Origin of the sequence: Candidatus Thermokryptus mobilis (genome assembly GCF_900070205.1) — a bacterium.
In the GTDB taxonomy this organism is placed as follows: Bacteria; Bacteroidota; Ignavibacteria; order Kryptoniales; family Kryptoniaceae; genus Kryptonium; species Kryptonium mobile.
Window position 1 is genome coordinate 161890 of record NZ_FAOO01000002.1, and the last position, 18170, is coordinate 180059.

Annotated in this window: 17 protein-coding genes; 9 read left to right on the forward strand and 8 right to left on the reverse strand. The window is 39.1% G+C overall.

Translation table 11 applies throughout. From position 1 onward, the window contains the following. Window positions 1-10 precede the first annotated feature (10 nt). From FKZ43_RS01920 to FKZ43_RS01950, 7 genes are all read right to left on the reverse strand, one after another. Window positions 11-703 (reverse strand): hypothetical protein, encoded by a 693-nt coding sequence (locus FKZ43_RS01920; protein WP_140944189.1) that lies wholly within the window; start codon window positions 701-703, stop codon window positions 11-13. A gap of 13 nt (window positions 704-716) precedes the next feature. Continuing rightward, window positions 717-1262 (reverse strand): hypothetical protein, encoded by a 546-nt coding sequence (locus FKZ43_RS01925; protein ID WP_140944190.1) that lies wholly within the window; start codon window positions 1260-1262, stop codon window positions 717-719. Between the two features lie 5 nt (window positions 1263-1267). Next, window positions 1268-3055, reverse strand: a complete 1788-nt coding sequence (locus FKZ43_RS01930) for a GspE/PulE family protein (protein ID WP_140944191.1) — start codon at window positions 3053-3055, stop codon at window positions 1268-1270. Between the two features lie 12 nt (window positions 3056-3067). Then, window positions 3068-4438 (reverse strand): type II secretion system F family protein, encoded by a 1371-nt coding sequence (locus tag FKZ43_RS01935; protein WP_140944192.1) that lies wholly within the window; start codon window positions 4436-4438, stop codon window positions 3068-3070. Between the two features lie 64 nt (window positions 4439-4502). After that, window positions 4503-4952, reverse strand: coding sequence for a type IV pilin protein (locus FKZ43_RS01940; protein WP_140944193.1), 450 nt, complete (start codon window positions 4950-4952; stop codon window positions 4503-4505). Between the two features lie 224 nt (window positions 4953-5176). Then, window positions 5177-5629, reverse strand: a complete 453-nt coding sequence (locus FKZ43_RS01945) for a hypothetical protein (protein ID WP_140944194.1) — start codon at window positions 5627-5629, stop codon at window positions 5177-5179. A 19-nt stretch (window positions 5630-5648) separates the two neighbouring features. Beyond that, window positions 5649-6341: a tetratricopeptide repeat protein gene (locus tag FKZ43_RS01950; protein ID WP_140944195.1), complete on the reverse strand. Its 693-nt coding sequence runs from the start codon at window positions 6339-6341 to the stop codon at window positions 5649-5651. Window positions 6342-6466: 125 nt separating this feature from the next. On the opposite strand from FKZ43_RS01950, the gene FKZ43_RS01955 reads away from it, so the two are divergent. Beyond that, window positions 6467-6724 (forward strand): hypothetical protein, encoded by a 258-nt coding sequence (locus tag FKZ43_RS01955; protein ID WP_140944196.1) that lies wholly within the window; start codon window positions 6467-6469, stop codon window positions 6722-6724. A gap of 35 nt (window positions 6725-6759) precedes the next feature. Here the strand turns inward: FKZ43_RS01955 and FKZ43_RS01960 are convergent, their stop codons facing one another. Further along, on the reverse strand, window positions 6760-7533 hold the full coding sequence (locus FKZ43_RS01960) for a transglycosylase SLT domain-containing protein (protein ID WP_140944197.1): 774 nt from the start codon (window positions 7531-7533) through the stop codon (window positions 6760-6762). A 285-nt stretch (window positions 7534-7818) separates the two neighbouring features. Between FKZ43_RS01960 and dnaN the strand changes: the two genes are divergently transcribed. From dnaN to FKZ43_RS02000, 8 genes are all read left to right on the forward strand, one after another. Beyond that, window positions 7819-8958 (forward strand): DNA polymerase III subunit beta, encoded by a 1140-nt coding sequence (gene dnaN / locus FKZ43_RS01965; protein WP_140944198.1) that lies wholly within the window; start codon window positions 7819-7821, stop codon window positions 8956-8958. A gap of 5 nt (window positions 8959-8963) precedes the next feature. Then, on the forward strand, window positions 8964-10094 hold the full coding sequence (gene recF, locus FKZ43_RS01970) for a DNA replication/repair protein RecF (protein ID WP_140944199.1): 1131 nt from the start codon (window positions 8964-8966) through the stop codon (window positions 10092-10094). Beyond that, on the forward strand, window positions 10087-10407 hold the full coding sequence (locus FKZ43_RS01975) for a DciA family protein (RefSeq protein WP_140944200.1): 321 nt from the start codon (window positions 10087-10089) through the stop codon (window positions 10405-10407). The genes recF and FKZ43_RS01975 overlap by 8 nt, the downstream gene beginning before the upstream one ends. A 68-nt stretch (window positions 10408-10475) precedes the next feature. Continuing rightward, entirely contained in the window at window positions 10476-12422 is a 1947-nt protein-coding gene (gene gyrB / locus FKZ43_RS01980; RefSeq protein ID WP_140944247.1) for a DNA topoisomerase (ATP-hydrolyzing) subunit B, read from the forward strand. A gap of 20 nt (window positions 12423-12442) precedes the next feature. Then, the gene (gyrA, locus tag FKZ43_RS01985) at window positions 12443-14878 is read left to right on the forward strand and encodes a DNA gyrase subunit A (protein WP_140944201.1); all 2436 of its coding nucleotides are present in this window, start codon (window positions 12443-12445) and stop codon (window positions 14876-14878) included. A 66-nt stretch (window positions 14879-14944) separates the two neighbouring features. Continuing rightward, window positions 14945-16813: a protein translocase subunit SecD gene (secD, locus tag FKZ43_RS01990; protein ID WP_140944202.1), complete on the forward strand. Its 1869-nt coding sequence runs from the start codon at window positions 14945-14947 to the stop codon at window positions 16811-16813. Window positions 16814-16843: 30 nt separating this feature from the next. Continuing rightward, window positions 16844-17797 carry a protein translocase subunit SecF gene (gene secF, locus FKZ43_RS01995; RefSeq protein ID WP_140944203.1) on the forward strand — a complete coding sequence of 318 codons (954 nt, stop codon included), beginning with the start codon at window positions 16844-16846 and terminating at the stop codon, window positions 17795-17797. 13 nt (window positions 17798-17810) lie between these two features. Further along, on the forward strand, window positions 17811-18167 hold the full coding sequence (locus tag FKZ43_RS02000) for an STAS domain-containing protein (protein ID WP_140944204.1): 357 nt from the start codon (window positions 17811-17813) through the stop codon (window positions 18165-18167). The last annotated feature ends 3 nt before the right edge of the window (window positions 18168-18170 follow it).

Sequence of the window (18170 nt, forward strand, 5' to 3'; positions counted from 1 at the left end):
CCTCTAATTTTTACCTTCTTAAATTCTTTGAGACAAGTCGCGTTTGCCTCCAAAACGATGTTCTGAGTAACCTTCTTAACTCTTTCTTTCTATACTCAACATCTTGTATGTTTGCCATATCTCTCTTCACAAGCTCTGGCGAAAGGACAACCCTTGGATTAAATGCTGTCAATGTGACCTCAACCATCTTTGAAGCAATGAGTTCCGTACCTGGGTCAACTGGATTTCCAATCTGATCAAGGTATCTGAAGACCCGACCATTACCTATCCTCCCGATATCAGAAACTCTTTCACCTTCTCCGGTTATCTTAAGTCGTCGTGTGACTTTATACATTGTTATGCTCGTATCGCCGTAATCAATCACCTCAGCTGGCGTGATAATATATTCAATTGTGTCAGCAATATTATCTCTATGAGGTATGACATGCCCAAAGTAGTCAAATTCCCTATTAAGATGGGCGATAAACTTCAAACGATTAGGTAAAGCTGTAAATATAACCTGCTCACCCTCAGGAACTCCATACCCCATCTTTCTGAGGTCATATTCAATTATTCCCGACATATTCGCAAGATTTATCTGAGAGATCGCATCAGCATTGTAATTGAAAAAATCTCTCGTCCCAGAGTCGGTCACAGTTATTGTAATAAGCAAAATCGCTCCACCAACTATCATTGCCGTTATGTAGTCAAGGAAAGTTGTCATAATAATTATTTCGTTAATTGTAAAACCAATAGCTATACACAAAACTTATCTTCACCGTATCCCTTACCCTGCCGGTCGCTGTATCTTTATAAATCAATGGCGGGTCATATGCGTCCGTAACTATAACAGTCATACGCTTGTGGAATGTCTTATTTGAGACAGGCACAACTTTATCACCTACAAGGTCAACATATTCAACCTTGAAACTTACTCTATAAACCACACTGCTTTTCCCAGTATCAACTTTAACAATCCCGTTATAATCATCAAAATCATCTATCTCAATTAGCCCTGTCATCGTTGTATCATCTGGGTCAAGCCCAAGCGTTGATGAGAAGGTGCTCGGGTTGGTTTTCTCAGTGTTGTTTGAATCTGCAACCGCCTCATCAAAATAATATTGTGATGCCTGTTCTATATATGATGTTGCAATTGAAAGCGCCTCAAGCCTATACCTATTTTGCGCAAGCGATATATCATGACTTGAGATCCCACGGTTTATGTTCAAAACCGCAAGCGTAAGCAAAGCTAAAGCCAAAATTGTTATCAAAGTTTGAGTCATAGCATTTAATCCTCTGTTGTTGCATGTGCAACTTCTTCAAGGGTTGTAAGCCCTTGCTTTATCCTTTCCCTACCAGCTGCTCTCAAAGTTAACATCCCATCCTTTATTGCTTGCTCACGTATGGCTTCCTCATCTATATCCTTACCCGTTTTGAAAATCAACCTCCTTATCTCCTTCGTAAAATAAAGCGCTTCATGAATTGCAATCCTTCCTTTATATCCACCGTGGCAGTTATCACAACCAACCGCTTCATAAAACACAGTGTTCTTTATTTCCTCTTCCGTGAAACCCAAGCTCAAAGGTATTGATGGATCAAGGTCCTCTATTGGTCGTTTGCATTTATCGCAAAGTTTTCTTATCAACCTTTGAGCGATGATGATATTAATCGCATAAGCAATCAAGAATGTCTCTATCCCCATCTTGTAAAGTCGCGATATCGCACTTGGAGCGTCATTCGTGTGAAGTGTTGAAAATGTCAAGTGCCCAGTGTTCGCAAGTTTAATCGCAATCTCTGCCGTCTCCTTGTCCCTTATCTCACCAACCATCACAACATCCGGGTCATGCCTTAAAATCGCCCTTAAAGCTTGTTCAAAATTCATCTTCGGACCGATTTTCAACTGCCTTGCTCCGGGGATTATATATTCAACAGGGTCTTCAACTGTAAGAACATTTATTTCCGGTTTTATTATGTAATGAAGAGCAGCCATCAAAGTCGTTGATTTACCACTTCCCGTCGGTCCAGTAACTATAACCATTCCCTGTGGCTTTGAGATCGCCTTGATGAAAAATTCCTTCGCTTTACCCTGAAACCCTAACTTGTCAAGGTCAGTTATAACCTTTCTATCATCAAGAACCCTTATCACTATGCTTTCAAACTTATACTGGAACTCCTTCCCAACTATAGGTAAAACTGAAACTCTATATCTTATCATATGCCCATCTACTTTCCTCTGTATAAAACCATCTTGTGCCATTTCCCTCTCAAACCTGTCAACATTTTTTGACCTGTCTTTGACAACCGCAGCTATCGCTTCAGGCCTTATACCTTCCTGAACATGCCAGAGACGAAGCTTCCCATCTATTCTAAAATGAATTTCAGTTGTCTTTGAATCCTTCGGGATTATATGAATATCACTTGCTCCCTTTCTCACCGCCTCAACAAGCATCCCCTCAACAAGGTTTACAAGCATGCTTTTGTTTATTTCCGCCTCAATAGCTGCCTCATCAAGCGTCTCCTCTTCAAGTTCATCCTCTGTTATCTCTATCTTTGATTCTTCAAGAACCTTTAAAAACTCATTCTCAGGTGGGAAAACCTTCTCAAACAAACTTTGCATATCCTTTAATCTTACATAACAAACCTCATACCTTTTCACCCCAAGCGCCCTCGCAATAAGAGGAATACTCCTACTTGTAGGATCAGCTGCAATCAAAATCAACTTGTCCGTTTTTTGTTCATCATACTTTAGGGGTAAGATCTTTTCAGCTTTTAACTGCTCCTTCAACGCCTGAGGCAACGGTTCAACAAGTCTCTTTATGAAATCAATCCTACTCTTATCAATGTTTTCGTCGGCAAGATAAATTTCCCTAAACCCATAAAGATTCGCCACCTCTTTAAAAACAGCATCATGGTCAATGTTAAAATCAGTTACAAGTATCTGAGCCAAACTCCGCCTCGTCTTTGAGTCCTCTTGTTCCTTAATTTTCAAAGCTCTTTCAAGCGTCTCATAATCAATTATCCCCTTCTTTAAAAGCGTATACCCAAGCTTATCCGTTATATCAACGCCAACTGTCATTTCGCATCACCTTTAAAAATTTAAATTTAAAAAGGGCAAAATTATTGAATATGGTGTCTTCGGCTTGACCATCGCCGTCTCACTTGAAACAAGCGTCAAAAGCGTCATAACGATCATTATTATCATCGCTATCCCAAGCTGAATGAAATCAACAGCATTTTTGAGCTTATAAACCGTCTCTTTTTCATAATAATTTGCTATTTGAAGTGCGGTTTGCTTGACCGTTCCTGTCTCAGCACCTGAGTGAAATCTTGCAAGCGCCGTCTTGGTAAAAACACCAGTAGCTTCAAACGCCTCAACAAGCCCTTTACCTTGACTTAACATCATCGGTATCGCTATTGTCTTTATCTGATGCTCCATATATTTATTCCCACACGCCTCAGCTGCTAACCTTATAGCATCTATGTTCTCACCCGAACCAGAATATAAAGCGTAGAAAACCCTGCAAAAAATTTCTATAGTCGTTTTGTGAATTAAAGGACCAAGAACTGGAATTTTTATTATATACTTGTCACGCAAAAACTGCCCCTTAGGAGTACGCAGAAAATAGATAAAAGCAAAAATGATAACTCCTGCAACCAGCAAGATAAAAGTCATATTGTTAATCAGGAAATAACTTAACTTTAAAGTCGCAGCTGTCATCGGCGGAAGTTCAACCCCGAGTTTGAGGAAAAGTTCAGCCGTCTCAGGAAAAATATAAGCCACATAAAAAATGACAGCACCTATCAAAGCTATAAGCGTAAAGATCGGCATTATGAGAGCACTTTTGAGATTTTTCTTAAACTCAGCATTTCTCTCAAGAAACTTTGCCGTGCTTTCATAAATATCAGCCATATTACCGCTCTTTGAAGCAAGCCCAAGCATCCGTGCCGTAAATTTACCAAGCACTTTCTCCTGCTTTATAAACGCCTCCTCGCTATCCTTCCCCTGCCTTAAATCGTTATTAATCTCCTTCAACGCCTCTCTTAAAGTCGGATGTTGAACATCATTTATCAAAAGCTGAAGCACCTCGTTATAAGGCAACTTCTCACGCAACATATCCGAACTTACACGAACAAATGTTATAATTTCCGTCTCAGGCGGTTTAAACTTAAAATCAAGAACTTTCGGCTGGATGCTTACAACCTTATAACCAAGCTTCTCAAGTGCTTGTTTAACCTCTTCTTTCGTGAACGCCTTCTGCTCACCTGTTATCGGCTTCTCACTATCACGCTGAACCTTGTAAATAAAAGTCCTACGTTTCTGAATCTTCGTTATCTTGATCTTCCTCTGCTCGGCGAGAAGTTTGATTTTCTTCTTCGCTTCAGAAAAATTATCGGCAGTTATAATACCTTGAACAGGGCGCCCCGTTAATGTTATCCCTTCAAATCTATAGTCAGGCAAGTAAAACCACCTCCCCAGAAAATAATTTTAAAAAGGGGCGCCAAAAACGCCCCAAAATTAACTATTATTGAGGAGTCCACCCTTGCAAAGTGCCATAACCTTTATCCGCATCCGTCGTCTGCAAACCAGTCGCTACTCCTTGGTAAATCCTACTGGCATCAGCGGTCACGCAATCAATAGCTGCAACATAATTATTCCCAATTCTTTCCTTGCCTAACGCATGAATTACAACCTTTTGATCACCAGTGAGTATCTCAACCCTATAGCTTCCATTCGCGTTTCCTGTATCAAGCGGACTAAGAGCAAAGTTTGCAAAGCTATTTCCACCGCCACCAAGTTCAATTGGTGTCCTGTAATATCTCTGCGCCTTTGATGCAAGATTTGCAAGGTCACTTGCAACGGCGCTCCTGTTGGCGTCAACCGCACTGCTCTTGAACATTGAAATACCAACCGCAATTGCAATACCAACTATGATGACGCCAAGAACAATGAGCAAAAGTTGCTGCTGACCCATATTAATTACCTCCTGTTTAATTTTTTAGCTTTAATTAAAGAACGATGCTTCTACACGAAAGATAACTCTATATTTCCTAAAAGTCAAGTGTTCTCCAACATATTCAATAAATTCTATGCCACAAATCACATCCTCAAAACTCACTGAAAATTCAACAAAATCAATCCTTACTATAACTTTCTTTGAAATTTTTACAACCCGGTGATGTCACATTTTGTTGCATCTTAAAATAGTTTGAAAACCGCTAAGAAAACGATCAAAAGAAAAACAAGCAGATTGATATAGGCGTATCTCCTTATAGCGTCGTTCAATTTCCCAAGCTTTCCCTCGTCAGGGTCTCCAACGCTTAAAATTTCACCCCTCTTTGAGACATACTTCACCCCAACAAAAATTCCCGAGATAATGAACCAAACGAACAAAATCAACTTAACAAGTAACCACCCCGGAAAACCACCGATATGAACCCAATTATAAATTCCCGTCAACAGCGCAAGAAAACCGCCAATGCGTGCTAACCTTGAAAAATCAATGGTCAATCTATGCAAAGATAAGGCGATCTCTCTTTGCGATTGTTTTATTGCCAACTCAACTATTGGAAGCCCGAAAACAGCAACAGAGATAAGCATCGCGGATAAAAGATGAAGGAAGAAAAAAATATTTTCAATTAAACCGCCCATGGCTTCAAATTTTTAATTTTTAATCGGATTTCAAACTTGCAATGTAAATTTCAACATCGCGAATCTTTTGGAAATTCGGATAATCTTTTTTTATCCTTTCAAAAAGTCGCAACGCTTTTTCTCTTTCACCGGCAAGTTTATAATTCCTTGCCGAATTATAAAGATATTCTGGGACAAGGATATTTTCCTTAAACCTCTGTGCTGCTCTTTCAAAATATTCGCCCGCCTTTTTGTAATCGCCCTTTACCTCATAAACTGATGCAATTCCAGCAAGAGCCGAAGCAAGTAAAAGTTTATCATCCCCATCATATTTTTTGAAGTACTTCAAAGCATTGTCATAATCGCCAATCATAAAATAAGCATTCGCAAGATAATAAGTTGCTATTTCTCCCGCCTTTGTCCCGCCATAATTTTCAACTATATATTTCAATCCTTGGATATTCCTCTGCGGAATGCCGTCAATGGCTGTTTTATAATCTCCACTATCATAATAGCCCATAATTTTTGCAAACAAAACCTCCGCCCTTTCATTCTCCGCCTTCAAATTATTCCGATAGATTATCACGCCAGCAACAACAATTATAAGCCCAGTTAACACATAGCTTAAAATTTTCCTGTTTTTTTCAACAAATTCCCGCGCTTTGTAATAGGTGAGAACAAGCTTGTCCTCTTTAAGTTCTCGCTTTTTTATCTTCTTTCTCGGTTTGAGCATAAAGTTGCGAAATTTTATTTTTTGTTTTTAAAAATATACAATTTGAAAGTGAAATGCAAAACAAAAATTTGAAAATCTCGCTTAAAACTCGTAAAATTTAGCAAAAACAAAAATGCAAACGCACAATGACAACAAAAGCCCCATCACCTGTGAAAGAATTCCCAGCTGATAGCCCCGAAAAAATTGCTTATTCAGTGGTTGAAGGAATTCCCGCCGAAGAACCCAACGACTTAAACCGCCTTGGATATCATATATGGCTTTACCTTACGGGAAAGGTTGCTTCACTTGAAGAGGCGATTAAAATGGCAAGGTCACGTTTAAAAATTTCCGAAGAATCAGCAATTCAAATAATAAAAGAGCGACTTAAAGAAAAAGGATTTTAACTTAAAAAGGGCGGTTGAAAAACCGCCCTTTAATTTTACTTTAACAACCTCTTATACTTCTCGTAATACCTCAAAATTTTCTCAACATAATTTATCGTTTCCTTGTAATTTTTGAAATAGCCACTTCTTGGTCTACCTGTCTCCCAAACATATCTATGAAGCGTGTAATATTCTGGTGAAAGTAGAGATAACGCCAACTTCACCGATTCCCACTCGTTTGGGTTTCTGCCTAAATAGAGCGCAAGATGCTGAGCATCAAGCACCCGTCCCGGACCAGCATTATAAGCAGCAAGTGCAAGCTTTAAGCATTCAAGTGAATCCATGCCCCGGGAATAAAATCTATTAAATTGCGTCCAAAGGTAATGCATCCCGGCAACGATGTTTTGTTCAGGTGTTTTATAGTCATAAATATGCGAAACCGCTGAAACGATTTCTTCCCCTGTCTCAGGCATCAGCTGGAGTAATCCATAAGCTCCCTTTGGGCTAACTGCGTTATGGTCAAAGTTTGATTCCTGTTGAATGACAGCCAAGATTAAACGCCAATCAAAACCGTAAATTTTTGAATACCTTTTTATCAATGGGAGATATTCCCTTATCTGGTTTATGTTCCCCGTCCCCCATAACGATGGTTCTAAGCTTTGGTCCCCCAGGGGTTCTTCAGACGCTTTTTCAGATGTGACAATTACATTAACTCCTCTATCCGAGACATTGGTATTCCCAGCGCAACTTAAAATCATCGCCATGCTAAAAAGCAAAACGATGATCTTATGACCCGCATCCTTGTTAAATTTACGATATTGTTTATGCATAAAAATAAATCTCCTTTTGTTTTTAATAAATCACAAAAGCGCAAGGGTTATAAAAGGGAATCAAAAGCGGGCTAAATAATATAACCCTTGCAAATTTAAAATGCAAAATAAACCCGAAAATTTCTGTGACCAGTGTAACTTGGACTTGGAACGAAATTTTCAAACGCAATTTTTCTTATTGATTTTCAATAAAAAAGCAAAGAAACTTTGAAATTTCTACTTGAATTTTATCGTATATTTTGCTAAATTAGTTCAGTTAAACTACAAAAATTTTGGAGGTAAGAGATGCGATTTTCAATTTCAAGCGACAGGTTAAAGGATGTTTTAACCAAGGTAAGCGCTGTCGTCCCATCAAAAACAACCTTGCCGATACTTCAAGATATTTTATTTGAGGTAAACGGGAACACATTGAGTTTATCTGCAACAGACCTTGAAATTTCGGTTAAGGTGACTTTAAACCCGATTGAGGGTGAGGAAGATGGCGCCGTGGCAATCCCGGAGGACAAGCTTACAAGCATAATTAAAGCGCTTCCCGAAGGATTACTTTTAAAAATTGAATCCCTTGACTCGGACAGAGTTTTAATAACTACGAACAAAGGTGGAGAATATAAAATACCAAGCTCAAGTGCTGAAGCTTTCCCGACAATACCTGAAGACATAGCCGAGACGGCAGCTTTTAGGGCTCAAATTTATGGTGAAACACTGAAAGATATAATTGAAAACACTGTCTTTGCTACATCAAAAGAGGAAATAAGACCTGCTACAATGGGTGTCTTTTTCCAGTTCAAGAGAAATGAATTTATAGCGGTCGCCACCGATGGATATCGCCTTGTCAAAATCGCAAAGAAAGGAATAGACTTTGAGGGAGAAGATACCCCAGGGGTTATAGTCCCGGCGAAAACACTTCAAATAATTAACAAATCAATTGAAGATGAAGAAAACATAAACATCGCTATCAACGAAAAACATATCCAATTCTCAACTGAAAATATCTCAATCGTCTCACGCTTGATTGACGAAAAATATCCAAACTATGAAAGTGTAATCCCGTATGAAAACAACAAAGAATTGGTAGTTGAGCGTGATATCTTCCTTTCAACTGTGAAGAGGGTCTCAATTTTCGCAAACTCAACGACAAATCAAATAAGATTTGCCCTTGACCCTGCTGGGTATCTGGAAATTTCAGCGGAGGATATTGACTTTGGTGGTTCAGCCAAAGAGGTCTTAAACTGCACTTATAACGGCGAGCCGATGGAAATTGCTTTCAATGCGAAATTTATAATAGATATCTTAAGCCATCTTGACTCTGAAAATGTGCTTTTTAAATTTGGCAGTCCCACCAAAGCTGCAATAGTTCAACCACATGAGCAAAGCGCCGATAAAGAAATCTTGATGTTAGTTATGCCGATGAGATTAAACGCTTGAAAATTATGATTTTGAGGACAATAGAGATTAAAAACTTTAGAAATCACATTCACACAAAAATTGAGTTCTCTGAAAACCTGAACCTATTCGTTGGCGGTAATGCCCAGGGGAAAACAAGCATACTTGAGGCAATATCATACTTGTGTTTGACAAGAAGTTTCAATGCGAATTCCGATTCGTATGTTTTGAATTTTAATTCAAATTTTTTTGAAGTGACGGGTTTGTTTGAACTTCAAGGTGGGCACGAAACAATCATAAGGGTATTTTTTGAACCCGGGCGAGGCAAAAAAGTTTTCCTAAATAAAGAGAACATTGAAAAATTTTCAATCATAATAAATAAATTTCCAGTTGTAATACTTGCACCGAAAAGCAAAGAAATAGTTCTTGGCTCCCCGGATGATAGAAGAAAGTTTTTTGACCTGACCATTGCCCAGTCAAATCCCGCATATATTGACGAACTCCTTGAGCATAAAAAAATTCTGAAGCAGAGGAATAAAATTTTAAACGCTATTTCAGCAGGAGAAATTAAATTTGAACAGGGGATTGACTTGCTTGAGGTGTGGGACGAAAGCTTTATTAATCAGTGCGCAAAGATAACTTTCAGGCGATTGAAATTTTTGAAAGAGTTTATTTCTTTTTTCAAAGAGGCATATTCTAAATTTGAGACGAACGAAAATCCTGAGATTGAATACACAAGCAAAGTAGAAGCAAATTTTGATGATAATTTTGATATGATAAGAGAGTTCTTCAAAGATATGCTTCTCAAATTGAGGCAAGAAGAGATAAAGCGAGGGATGACGCTCGTTGGTCCGCAAAGGGATGAGTTTATTTTTAAAATAAACGGGCATGAGCTAAGACGTTTCGCCTCACAAGGACAAGCGAAGTCGTTTCTTGTCTCGCTTGCAGTAGCTAAATTTTTTTATTTGAAGGAAAAGAAATCCGAAACGCCGATTTTACTTCTTGATGATGTCTTTGGTGAGTTTGACATTGTAAGGGCACAAAAGTTAATTTCAATTGTTGGAAATGTCGGACAATCGTTTTTAACATCAACAGATTTAAATTTTGTGCCGATGTTTACAGAAAGGATTAAATTTAAAAAATTCATAGTAAGTTCGGGAACAGTTCAAGATGCGTAAAAAAGGACCGACATTGCTTGGTGAAGTGCTGATTGAGCTTTTAAAAGAGCTTGGAATTGAGCACAAGGTTAAGGAGGAGATGGCGTTAAGCTGTTGGGGCGAAGTTGTAGGTCCTTACATTGCGCGCGTATCATTTGCGGAAAGAGTTGAAAATGGTGTTCTATATGTTAAGGTTGAAAATCCATCCTGGAAACATCACCTTTTTATGCTCAGAAGAGAAATTATCAAAAAGATCAACGATCATCTCAAATCCAATGCGATAAAAGAAATTGTTTTCATTGATGTCGGTCAAAATTTTAAAAACAAAGTTTGAAAGTGAAAGAAATGCCAAAGACGAAGGCAAAGGACAAAAAGGAAAAAATAAAACCAAAGGATAATTCAATGAAATTGAAGTATGAGAGCAAGAAACCTTCAAATGGAGATGGCAGTGAATATACAGCTGAAGCGATCCATGTTTTAAAAGGTCTTGAAGCAGTAAGAAAAAGACCAGCGATGTATATAGGAGATGTTGGCGTGAGAGGATTGCATCACCTTGTTTATGAGGTCGTTGACAACAGCATTGACGAAGCACTTGCTGGTTTCTGTAAAAACATTGAAGTTGTTATAAATAAAGATGGCTCGGTTAGCGTAACCGACGATGGGCGCGGAATACCCGTTGATATTCACCCTGAGGAAAAGAAGTCAGCACTTGAAATTGTGATGACGGTTTTACACGCCGGTGGAAAATTTGATAAAAGAGTTTATAAGGTCTCTGGCGGATTGCACGGCGTTGGTGTGTCAGTTGTAAATGCCCTTTCGGAATGGCTTGTCGCTGAGGTATATAGAGATGGGAAAATTTATAGACAAAAATATGAGCGTGGTGTCCCAGTTACTCCCGTTGAGGTTGTCGGGACAACGGATAAAAGAGGAACAAAGGTAACTTTCTTGCCAGATAAATTGATTTTTAAGAATACGAAATTTGATTTTGAGCGTCTTTCTGAAAGGATGAGAGAGCTTGCATTTCTAAATCCTGATGTTACGATAACCCTTGAAGATAAAAGAACCGGGCAAAAGGAAGTTTTCCATTATACAGGTGGAATTGTTGAATTTGTCAAGTATGTTAATTCAACGAAGAAGCCACTTCACTCGGATGTGATTTATATAACTGGTGAAAGGGAAGGCGTTTATGTTGATGTCGGCATTCAATACACAGACGAGTATATGGACACAATTTTATCCTATGTGAATGATATAAACACAATTGAAGGCGGAACCCATGTCAGCGGTTTCAAGGCAGCATTGACAAGGACATTAAACACATACGCTCAAAAGAATAATCTTTTGAAGTCAAAGGTTGAGCTTATAGGTGATGACTTCAGAGAAGGATTGACCGCTATTATAAGCGTTAAAGTTCCCGAACCACAATTTGAGGGTCAGACGAAAACAAAACTTGGAAATAGCGAAGTAAAAAGTATAGTTGAGTCAATAGTAGCTGATGGTTTGATGGAATATCTTGAACATAATCCGACAACGGCGAGGAAAATCCTTGAAAAATGTATAAGGGCAGCTGAGGCAAGGGAAGCAGCTCGTAAGGCGAGGGAACTTGTTAGACGAAAAAACGCTCTTGACTCAAGCGGTTTGCCCGGAAAACTTGCCGATTGCTCAATAAATGACCCTGAATTGACAGAAATTTTCATCGTTGAGGGCGACTCAGCTGGTGGTAGTGCAAAGCAAGCGAGAGATAGACAATTCCAAGCGATTTTACCGATAAAAGGTAAAATTTTAAATGTTGAGAAAGCACGACTTCACAAGATACTTGAAAACCAGGAGATAAGAGCGATTGTCCAAGCTCTTGGCACCGGAATAGGCGAAGACGATTTTGACCCGAATAAAGTAAGATATGGGAAGATAATTTTAATGTGCGATGCTGATGTTGATGGAAGCCATATAAGGACGCTTCTTTTGACATTCTTTTATCGTTATATGAGGGGATTGATTGAAGCTGGCAGAGTTTACATAGCTCAGCCTCCCCTTTACAAGGTAAAGAAAGGTAAACTTGAGTTTTATGCGTATAGTGATGAGGAGAGGGAGCAAATAATTGAACGATTGAAACAGGAGAAAGAGCAAGGTGAAATAACTGTAACAAGATTCAAAGGTCTTGGTGAGATGAACCCCGAACAGCTTTGGGAGACAACGATGGACCCAGAGAAAAGGACATTGCTTCAGGTTACAATTGAAAACGCAGCCGAAGCGGATAGAATATTCTCAATCCTTATGGGAAGCGATGTTGAACCGAGGAAAAAGTTTATTGAGAAGAACGCGAAGTTTGTCAGAAACCTTGACATTTAAAACAAAAATTTTAGAAGCTGATGGCGACGATTCAAGAGAAAATCCAGCCAGTTGAGATTGAGGAGGAGATAAAGTATTCATATCTTGATTATGCTATGTCGGTTATCGTATCGCGGGCTTTACCCGATGTCCGCGATGGTTTAAAGCCCGTTCAAAGGCGAGTTCTTTACACTATGTATGAGCTCGGTCTTTTACACAATAGACCTTACAAAAAGTGCGCAAGGATAGTTGGAGAAACACTTGGTAAATATCACCCACATGGTGATGCAGCTGTATATGACACGCTTGTTCGTCTTGCACAGGATTTCACAATGCGTTATCCCCTTGTTGATGGTCAAGGAAACTTTGGCTCAGTTGATGGTGATTCACCAGCTGCTATGAGATACACCGAGGCGAGATTATCAGCCATAGCCGAAGAGATGCTTCAAGATATTGAGAAAAATACGGTTGATTTCAGACCAAATTTTGATGAAACTCTGAAAGAACCCGAAGTCCTCCCGACAATTTTACCAAATCTCCTTGTCAATGGCTCAAGTGGAATAGCTGTTGGAATGGCAACGAATATACCTCCTCATAACTTAAACGAAATAGTTGATGGGCTTATAGCACTTTTGAAAAATCCTGACCTTCCAGTTGAGAAACTGATGAGATATATCAAAGGACCGGATTTCCCAACAGGTGGTATAATAGTTGGCTTGTCAGGTATAAAAGAGGCTTACACAACCGGGAAAGGTAGGATAATTGTCCGTGCGAAGGCGAGCATTGAAAATTACAAGGGACGTTCAAGGATTGTAATAACCGAGATCCCGTATCAAGTAAATAAAGCGTCTTTGATTGAGAAGATAGCCGAGCTTGTTCAAGAAAGGAAAATAGAGGACATATCAGACATAAGGGATGAATCAGATAAAGACGGGATGAGAATTGTGATTGAACTGAGAAGGGATGCTCAACCGGAAGTCGTCCTTAACAATCTTTACAAGCATACTAATTTGCAAACGACCTTTGGAGTCATAATGCTTGCGCTTGTCAATGGTGTGCCTAAGATTTTAAACTTGAAGGAGATGATGAATGAGTTCATAAACTTCAGATTGAATGTGATTGTAAGAAGGACGAAGTTTGAGCTTGATGATGCGGAAAAAAGAGCACATATACTTGAGGGTCTTAAGATAGCCCTTGACAACATAGATGAAATAGTTGAACTTATAAAGAAGTCAAAAGACCCGGAGACGGCAAAGGTAAATCTTATGAAAAAATTTAAACTTTCGGAGATTCAAGCTAAGGCGATACTTGATATGAGATTACAGCGTTTGACGGGACTTGAAAGAAGCAAAGTTGAAAGTGAATATAAAGAGATGATCAAATTGATTGAGAAATTGAAAAGCATTTTAAGAAGCAAGGAGTTGCAGAAAGAGTTGATACACGAAGAGCTGTTGAAGTTGAAGGAGAAATATGGGGATGAAAGGAGAACTTTGATAATAGAGGGCGAGGAGGACTTTAGCGTTGAGGATTTGATAGCTGAGGAAGATGTCGTCATAACGATAACTCATAATGGTTTCATAAAGCGTTATCCAGTGAGCGGTTATAGGAGACAAAACAGAGGTGGAAAGGGAATAACAGCAGCTGTAACTAAAGATGATGACTTCATTGAGCATATGTTTGTTGCTTCAACTCATCATTACATAATTTTCTTCACTGACAAAGGAAGAGCATATTCACTTAAAGTTCACGAAATTCCAGAGGGAAGCAGAGCTTCAAGGGGTCGTTCAATTTCACACTTGATAAGGAAAGAACCCGATGAAAAGGTCACAGCTTTTGTTGCGGTTAAAGAATTCAATGAGAATCTCTTTGTCACGATGGTCACAAAGACGGGACTGGTTAAAAAAGTTCCACTTATGGAGTTTGCCACGACTAGGAAGACAGGGCTGATAGCTATAAATCTAAATCGTGGCGATCGGCTCGTTGATGCTCGTCTTACCGACGGTGGACAGGATTTGATAATAGGAACAAGGAAGGGAATAGCGATAAGGTTTAACGAAAAGGATATAAGACCGATGGGGAGACAAGCTGCGGGCGTGAGAGGAATTAAACTTGAAAAAGATGATGAAGTGATCGGAATGATAGCTGTTAAAAGAGCTGGGACGACAATTCTTGTTGTCACCGAAAAAGGTTTCGGTAAAAGAAGTGAACTTAATGATTACAGAGTCACCCATAGGGGTGGGAAAGGGATAATAACTGTAAAGGTTAATGACAAAACCGGGGACATGGTGGCTATAAAAGAGGTCCTTGACAATGATGATGTAATGATTGTGACGACAAAAGGTTACCTTATAAGGCAACACATTAAAGATATAAAGATAATGAGTAGACAAGCACAAGGTGTGAAACTTATAAAATTAAACCACGGTGACACGATCGCATCGGTTGCGAGTGTCATAAGCGAGGATGAGGAGGATTGATTTTTAAATTTCAAATTTTAAATTTAACTTCAAATCGGAAACAAAAATTAACTAGGTGATGAAAAAGTGAAGAAGAACAGATGGAAGATTATTTTGATTTTAATTTCAATTGCTGGGACGCTTTGGTATCTTTATCCAACCTATAAGGACATAAACTATCAGAAAAAATTATCCCAGTTGCGGGGAGAAGACAGCTTGAAATTTGTTCAGGAGAATCTTGACGATATTCAAAAGGTGAGACAAAAAAGGATAAAACTTGGTCTTGACCTTCAGGGTGGCATGTATGTCTCCCTTGAAGTTGATATAGTTAAAATGCTTGACAATCTCGCCAAGAACAAGGATGAAACATTTAGGCAAATACTCGCTGAGGTTAAAAAGGAAGCTTTGACCTCGCAGGAACCAGTGACATCAATTTTATTAAGAAAGTTTCAAGAAAGGGGAATAAGGTTAAGCAGATATTACGGGGACATAAGGCAAAGTGATGCGGAGATAATATCTGAACTTGAAGAACAAGCTGAGGACGCAATTGATAGAGCACTTGAAGTAATAAGAAACAGGGTTGATAAATACGGCGTAGCTGAACCGTCAATTCAAAAACAGGGTAACAACAGAATCGTTGTTGAGCTCCCGGGCGTAAAAAATCGCGAAGAGGTAAGACAGCTTTTGCAAAGCACCGCTGTTCTTGAATTCAAACTTTTAAAACCAGCTGACATCGCTATTAAGGTGATGCAATCAATTGACAATTATCTCGCTGGCAAAGGTGTTGCGGATACAGTTGACACAACTAATGTTGTAACACAAAAGCAGGACACGACTAAGACAATAGCTGAGGAGCTTGGAGCTGATACAAGCGCTGGTTTAAGCGAGTTTGAAAAATTCAAAAAGGAACATCCATTTTTCGCATATGTCAGGGTTGATGAAGGGACCGGGATTGGATTTGTGATGGCAAGGGATAAAAAGATGGTTGATTTTATTTTATCCCGTCCAGATGTTAAAAATTTAATCCCGCCTGATTTTGAATTCGTTTGGTCAGCGAAACCATTCACAGCCCAGGATGGAAATCAATACTATAATCTCCTCGCTGTAAAGAAAGATCCCGAGATAACAGGAAAAGTTATAACAGAAGCAAGAGCTACGATTGATCCCGACAACAATTCTCCAATTGTGATAATGAGGATGAACAGTGAAGGGGCTCGCGAATGGGCTAGAATTACTGGGGCGAATATAAACAAACACATAGCCATAATCCTTGATGGGACCGCATATTCATGGCCTGTGGTCAGAACCAAAATCGTAGGTGGGAGCTCACAAATTGAAGGGCTTGATTCACCTGAAGAAGCACGACTTCTTGAAGTCGTCCTTAAAGCTGGAGCTTTGCCCGCACCACTTGAAATAATTGAAGAGAGAAACGTCGGACCATCCCTTGGTGAGGATTCAATTCAAAAGGGTCTAAAGTCAGCCTACCTTGCGTTTATCATTATAGCGCTGTTTATGATCGTATATTATTTAACTGGCGGAATTGTTGCAGACCTTGCGCTTGTCTTAAACATTGCCTTCATACTTGCTGTCCTTGCTGGATTTAACGCGACTTTGACGCTTCCAGGAATTGCCGGAATAATCCTAACGATAGGAGTTGCGGTTGATGCAAATGTCTTGATCTACGAAAGAATCCGAGAGGAGCTTGCCATAGGTAGAACTCTTAGATCAGCAATTGATGAGGGATATTCAAAAGCATTTAGTGCAATTTTTGACTCAAATGTGACCACCTTCTTAACAGCGCTTATACTTTACAACTTTGGTTCAGGACCTATCCAAGGGTTTGCTTTGACATTGATGATTGGAATTATCGCAAACCTTTTCAGCGCCGTTTTTATAACGAAGGTTATTTACGATATTGTGGCAGATAAATATCCAACCGTGGTAAAATTCGGTTAAATTAAAAACAATTTTAAGAGAGATTGAAAGATGAGATTTATAGGGAAAACAAACATAAAGTTCATTGAGAAAAGAAAAATTTGGTATTTAGTTTCACTAATTGTTATACTTGTTGGCTTAATCTCTATAATTTTTCGGGGAATTCCACTTGGGATTGATTTCCTTGGCGGGACTGAGGTCATAGTTCGCTTTGAAAAACCGGTAGCAATTGGAGATGTGCGAAGCGCAATTGCACAAGTAGGACTTGCTAAAAGTGAAATAAAAATCTATGGAACGCATAACGAGATACTCATCCGAACATCTGAGCAAGCCGAAGGTACAAAAATGGGCGAGATGATTTTATCAGCCCTACAATCAAATTTCCCGGACAATAAGATAACAATTTTGAATGAGGAAAAAGTTGGACCAAGGATTGGGGCAGAACTTAGAAGAAAAGCTTTTTATACAGTCTTGTTCTCATTGATAGCAATGCTTATTTACATTGGGTTGAGGTTCAAGCCGATTTATGGACTTGGTGCTGTTGCAGCTTTGTTTCACGATGTTCTCGTAACGCTTGGCTTTTGCTCAATTTTCAGCACTGTTTCATACCTCAACATTGAGATGAATCAATCGCTCCTTGCTGCTTTTTTGACACTTGTCGGTCTATCGGTCAACGACACAGTTGTCGTCTTTGACAGGATAAGGGAAAACCTCAAGCTCCACAAGGCGCTTGATTTTATATCCATCGTGAACAAAAGCATAAATGAGACATTGAGCAGGACGATCATCACATCTGGAACTGTAATAGTTGTGCTTTTAATTTTGCTCTTTGTTGGGAGTGAGGTCACCCGCGGTTTTGCATTCGCGTTGACAATCGGTATGATAACCGGAACATATTCGTCAATTTACATCGCAAGCGCAATAGTAGTTGACTTCACTTTGGCAAGGCAAAGGAAAGCAGAAAAAGAGAAACTTCTAAAGAAACAACCCGTATCAGCTAAATAAAAAAGGAAATTTCATGCGACTTAAAACGAAAGAATTTAACGATGTAGTTGTGATTGAAGTTAAAGGCAATATGATGGGTGGACCCGACTCTCAAAAATTTAGAGACCTCCTCCATAAAATCATTGATGAGGGGAAGAATAAAGTTGTAGTTGATCTTAAGAGTGTGAAGTTCATAAACAGCGCTGGGCTTGGGACCTTGATAAGCGGTCTTACCACTATGAGAAATGCCGGCGGTGATTTGAAAATCGCAAACCCAACTGAGAAAATTGAATCGTTACTTATGATCACGAGATTGATAAAAGTTTTTGAGAGTTATAGCTCTGTCGATGAGGCAGTTGAAAGTTTCAATAAACGCTCAAAGAAAAGATAATCT

Excerpts from the sequence above, each read along its gene's own strand:
- FKZ43_RS01950 (WP_140944195.1), bottom strand. The coding sequence starts at position 6,341 with ATGCTCAAACCGAGAAAGAAGATAAAAAAGCGAGAACTTAAAGAGGAC.
- FKZ43_RS01960 (WP_140944197.1), bottom strand. The coding sequence starts at position 7,533 with ATGCATAAACAATATCGTAAATTTAACAAGGATGCGGGTCATAAGATC.
- FKZ43_RS01930 (WP_140944191.1), bottom strand. The coding sequence starts at position 3,055 with ATGACAGTTGGCGTTGATATAACGGATAAGCTTGGGTATACGCTTTTA.
- recF (WP_140944199.1), top strand. The coding sequence starts at position 8,964 with ATGATTTTGAGGACAATAGAGATTAAAAACTTTAGAAATCACATTCAC.
- FKZ43_RS02000 (WP_140944204.1), top strand. The coding sequence starts at position 17,811 with ATGCGACTTAAAACGAAAGAATTTAACGATGTAGTTGTGATTGAAGTT.
- FKZ43_RS01920 (WP_140944189.1), bottom strand. The coding sequence starts at position 703 with ATGACAACTTTCCTTGACTACATAACGGCAATGATAGTTGGTGGAGCG.
- secF (WP_140944203.1), top strand. The coding sequence starts at position 16,844 with ATGAGATTTATAGGGAAAACAAACATAAAGTTCATTGAGAAAAGAAAA.
- FKZ43_RS01940 (WP_140944193.1), bottom strand. The coding sequence starts at position 4,952 with ATGGGTCAGCAGCAACTTTTGCTCATTGTTCTTGGCGTCATCATAGTT.
- gyrA (WP_140944201.1), top strand. The coding sequence starts at position 12,443 with ATGGCGACGATTCAAGAGAAAATCCAGCCAGTTGAGATTGAGGAGGAG.
- FKZ43_RS01955 (WP_140944196.1), top strand. The coding sequence starts at position 6,467 with ATGACAACAAAAGCCCCATCACCTGTGAAAGAATTCCCAGCTGATAGC.
- dnaN (WP_140944198.1), top strand. The coding sequence starts at position 7,819 with ATGCGATTTTCAATTTCAAGCGACAGGTTAAAGGATGTTTTAACCAAG.
- gyrB (WP_140944247.1), top strand. The coding sequence starts at position 10,476 with ATGAAATTGAAGTATGAGAGCAAGAAACCTTCAAATGGAGATGGCAGT.
- FKZ43_RS01925 (WP_140944190.1), bottom strand. The coding sequence starts at position 1,262 with ATGACTCAAACTTTGATAACAATTTTGGCTTTAGCTTTGCTTACGCTT.
- FKZ43_RS01975 (WP_140944200.1), top strand. The coding sequence starts at position 10,087 with ATGCGTAAAAAAGGACCGACATTGCTTGGTGAAGTGCTGATTGAGCTT.
- FKZ43_RS01945 (WP_140944194.1), bottom strand. The coding sequence starts at position 5,629 with ATGGGCGGTTTAATTGAAAATATTTTTTTCTTCCTTCATCTTTTATCC.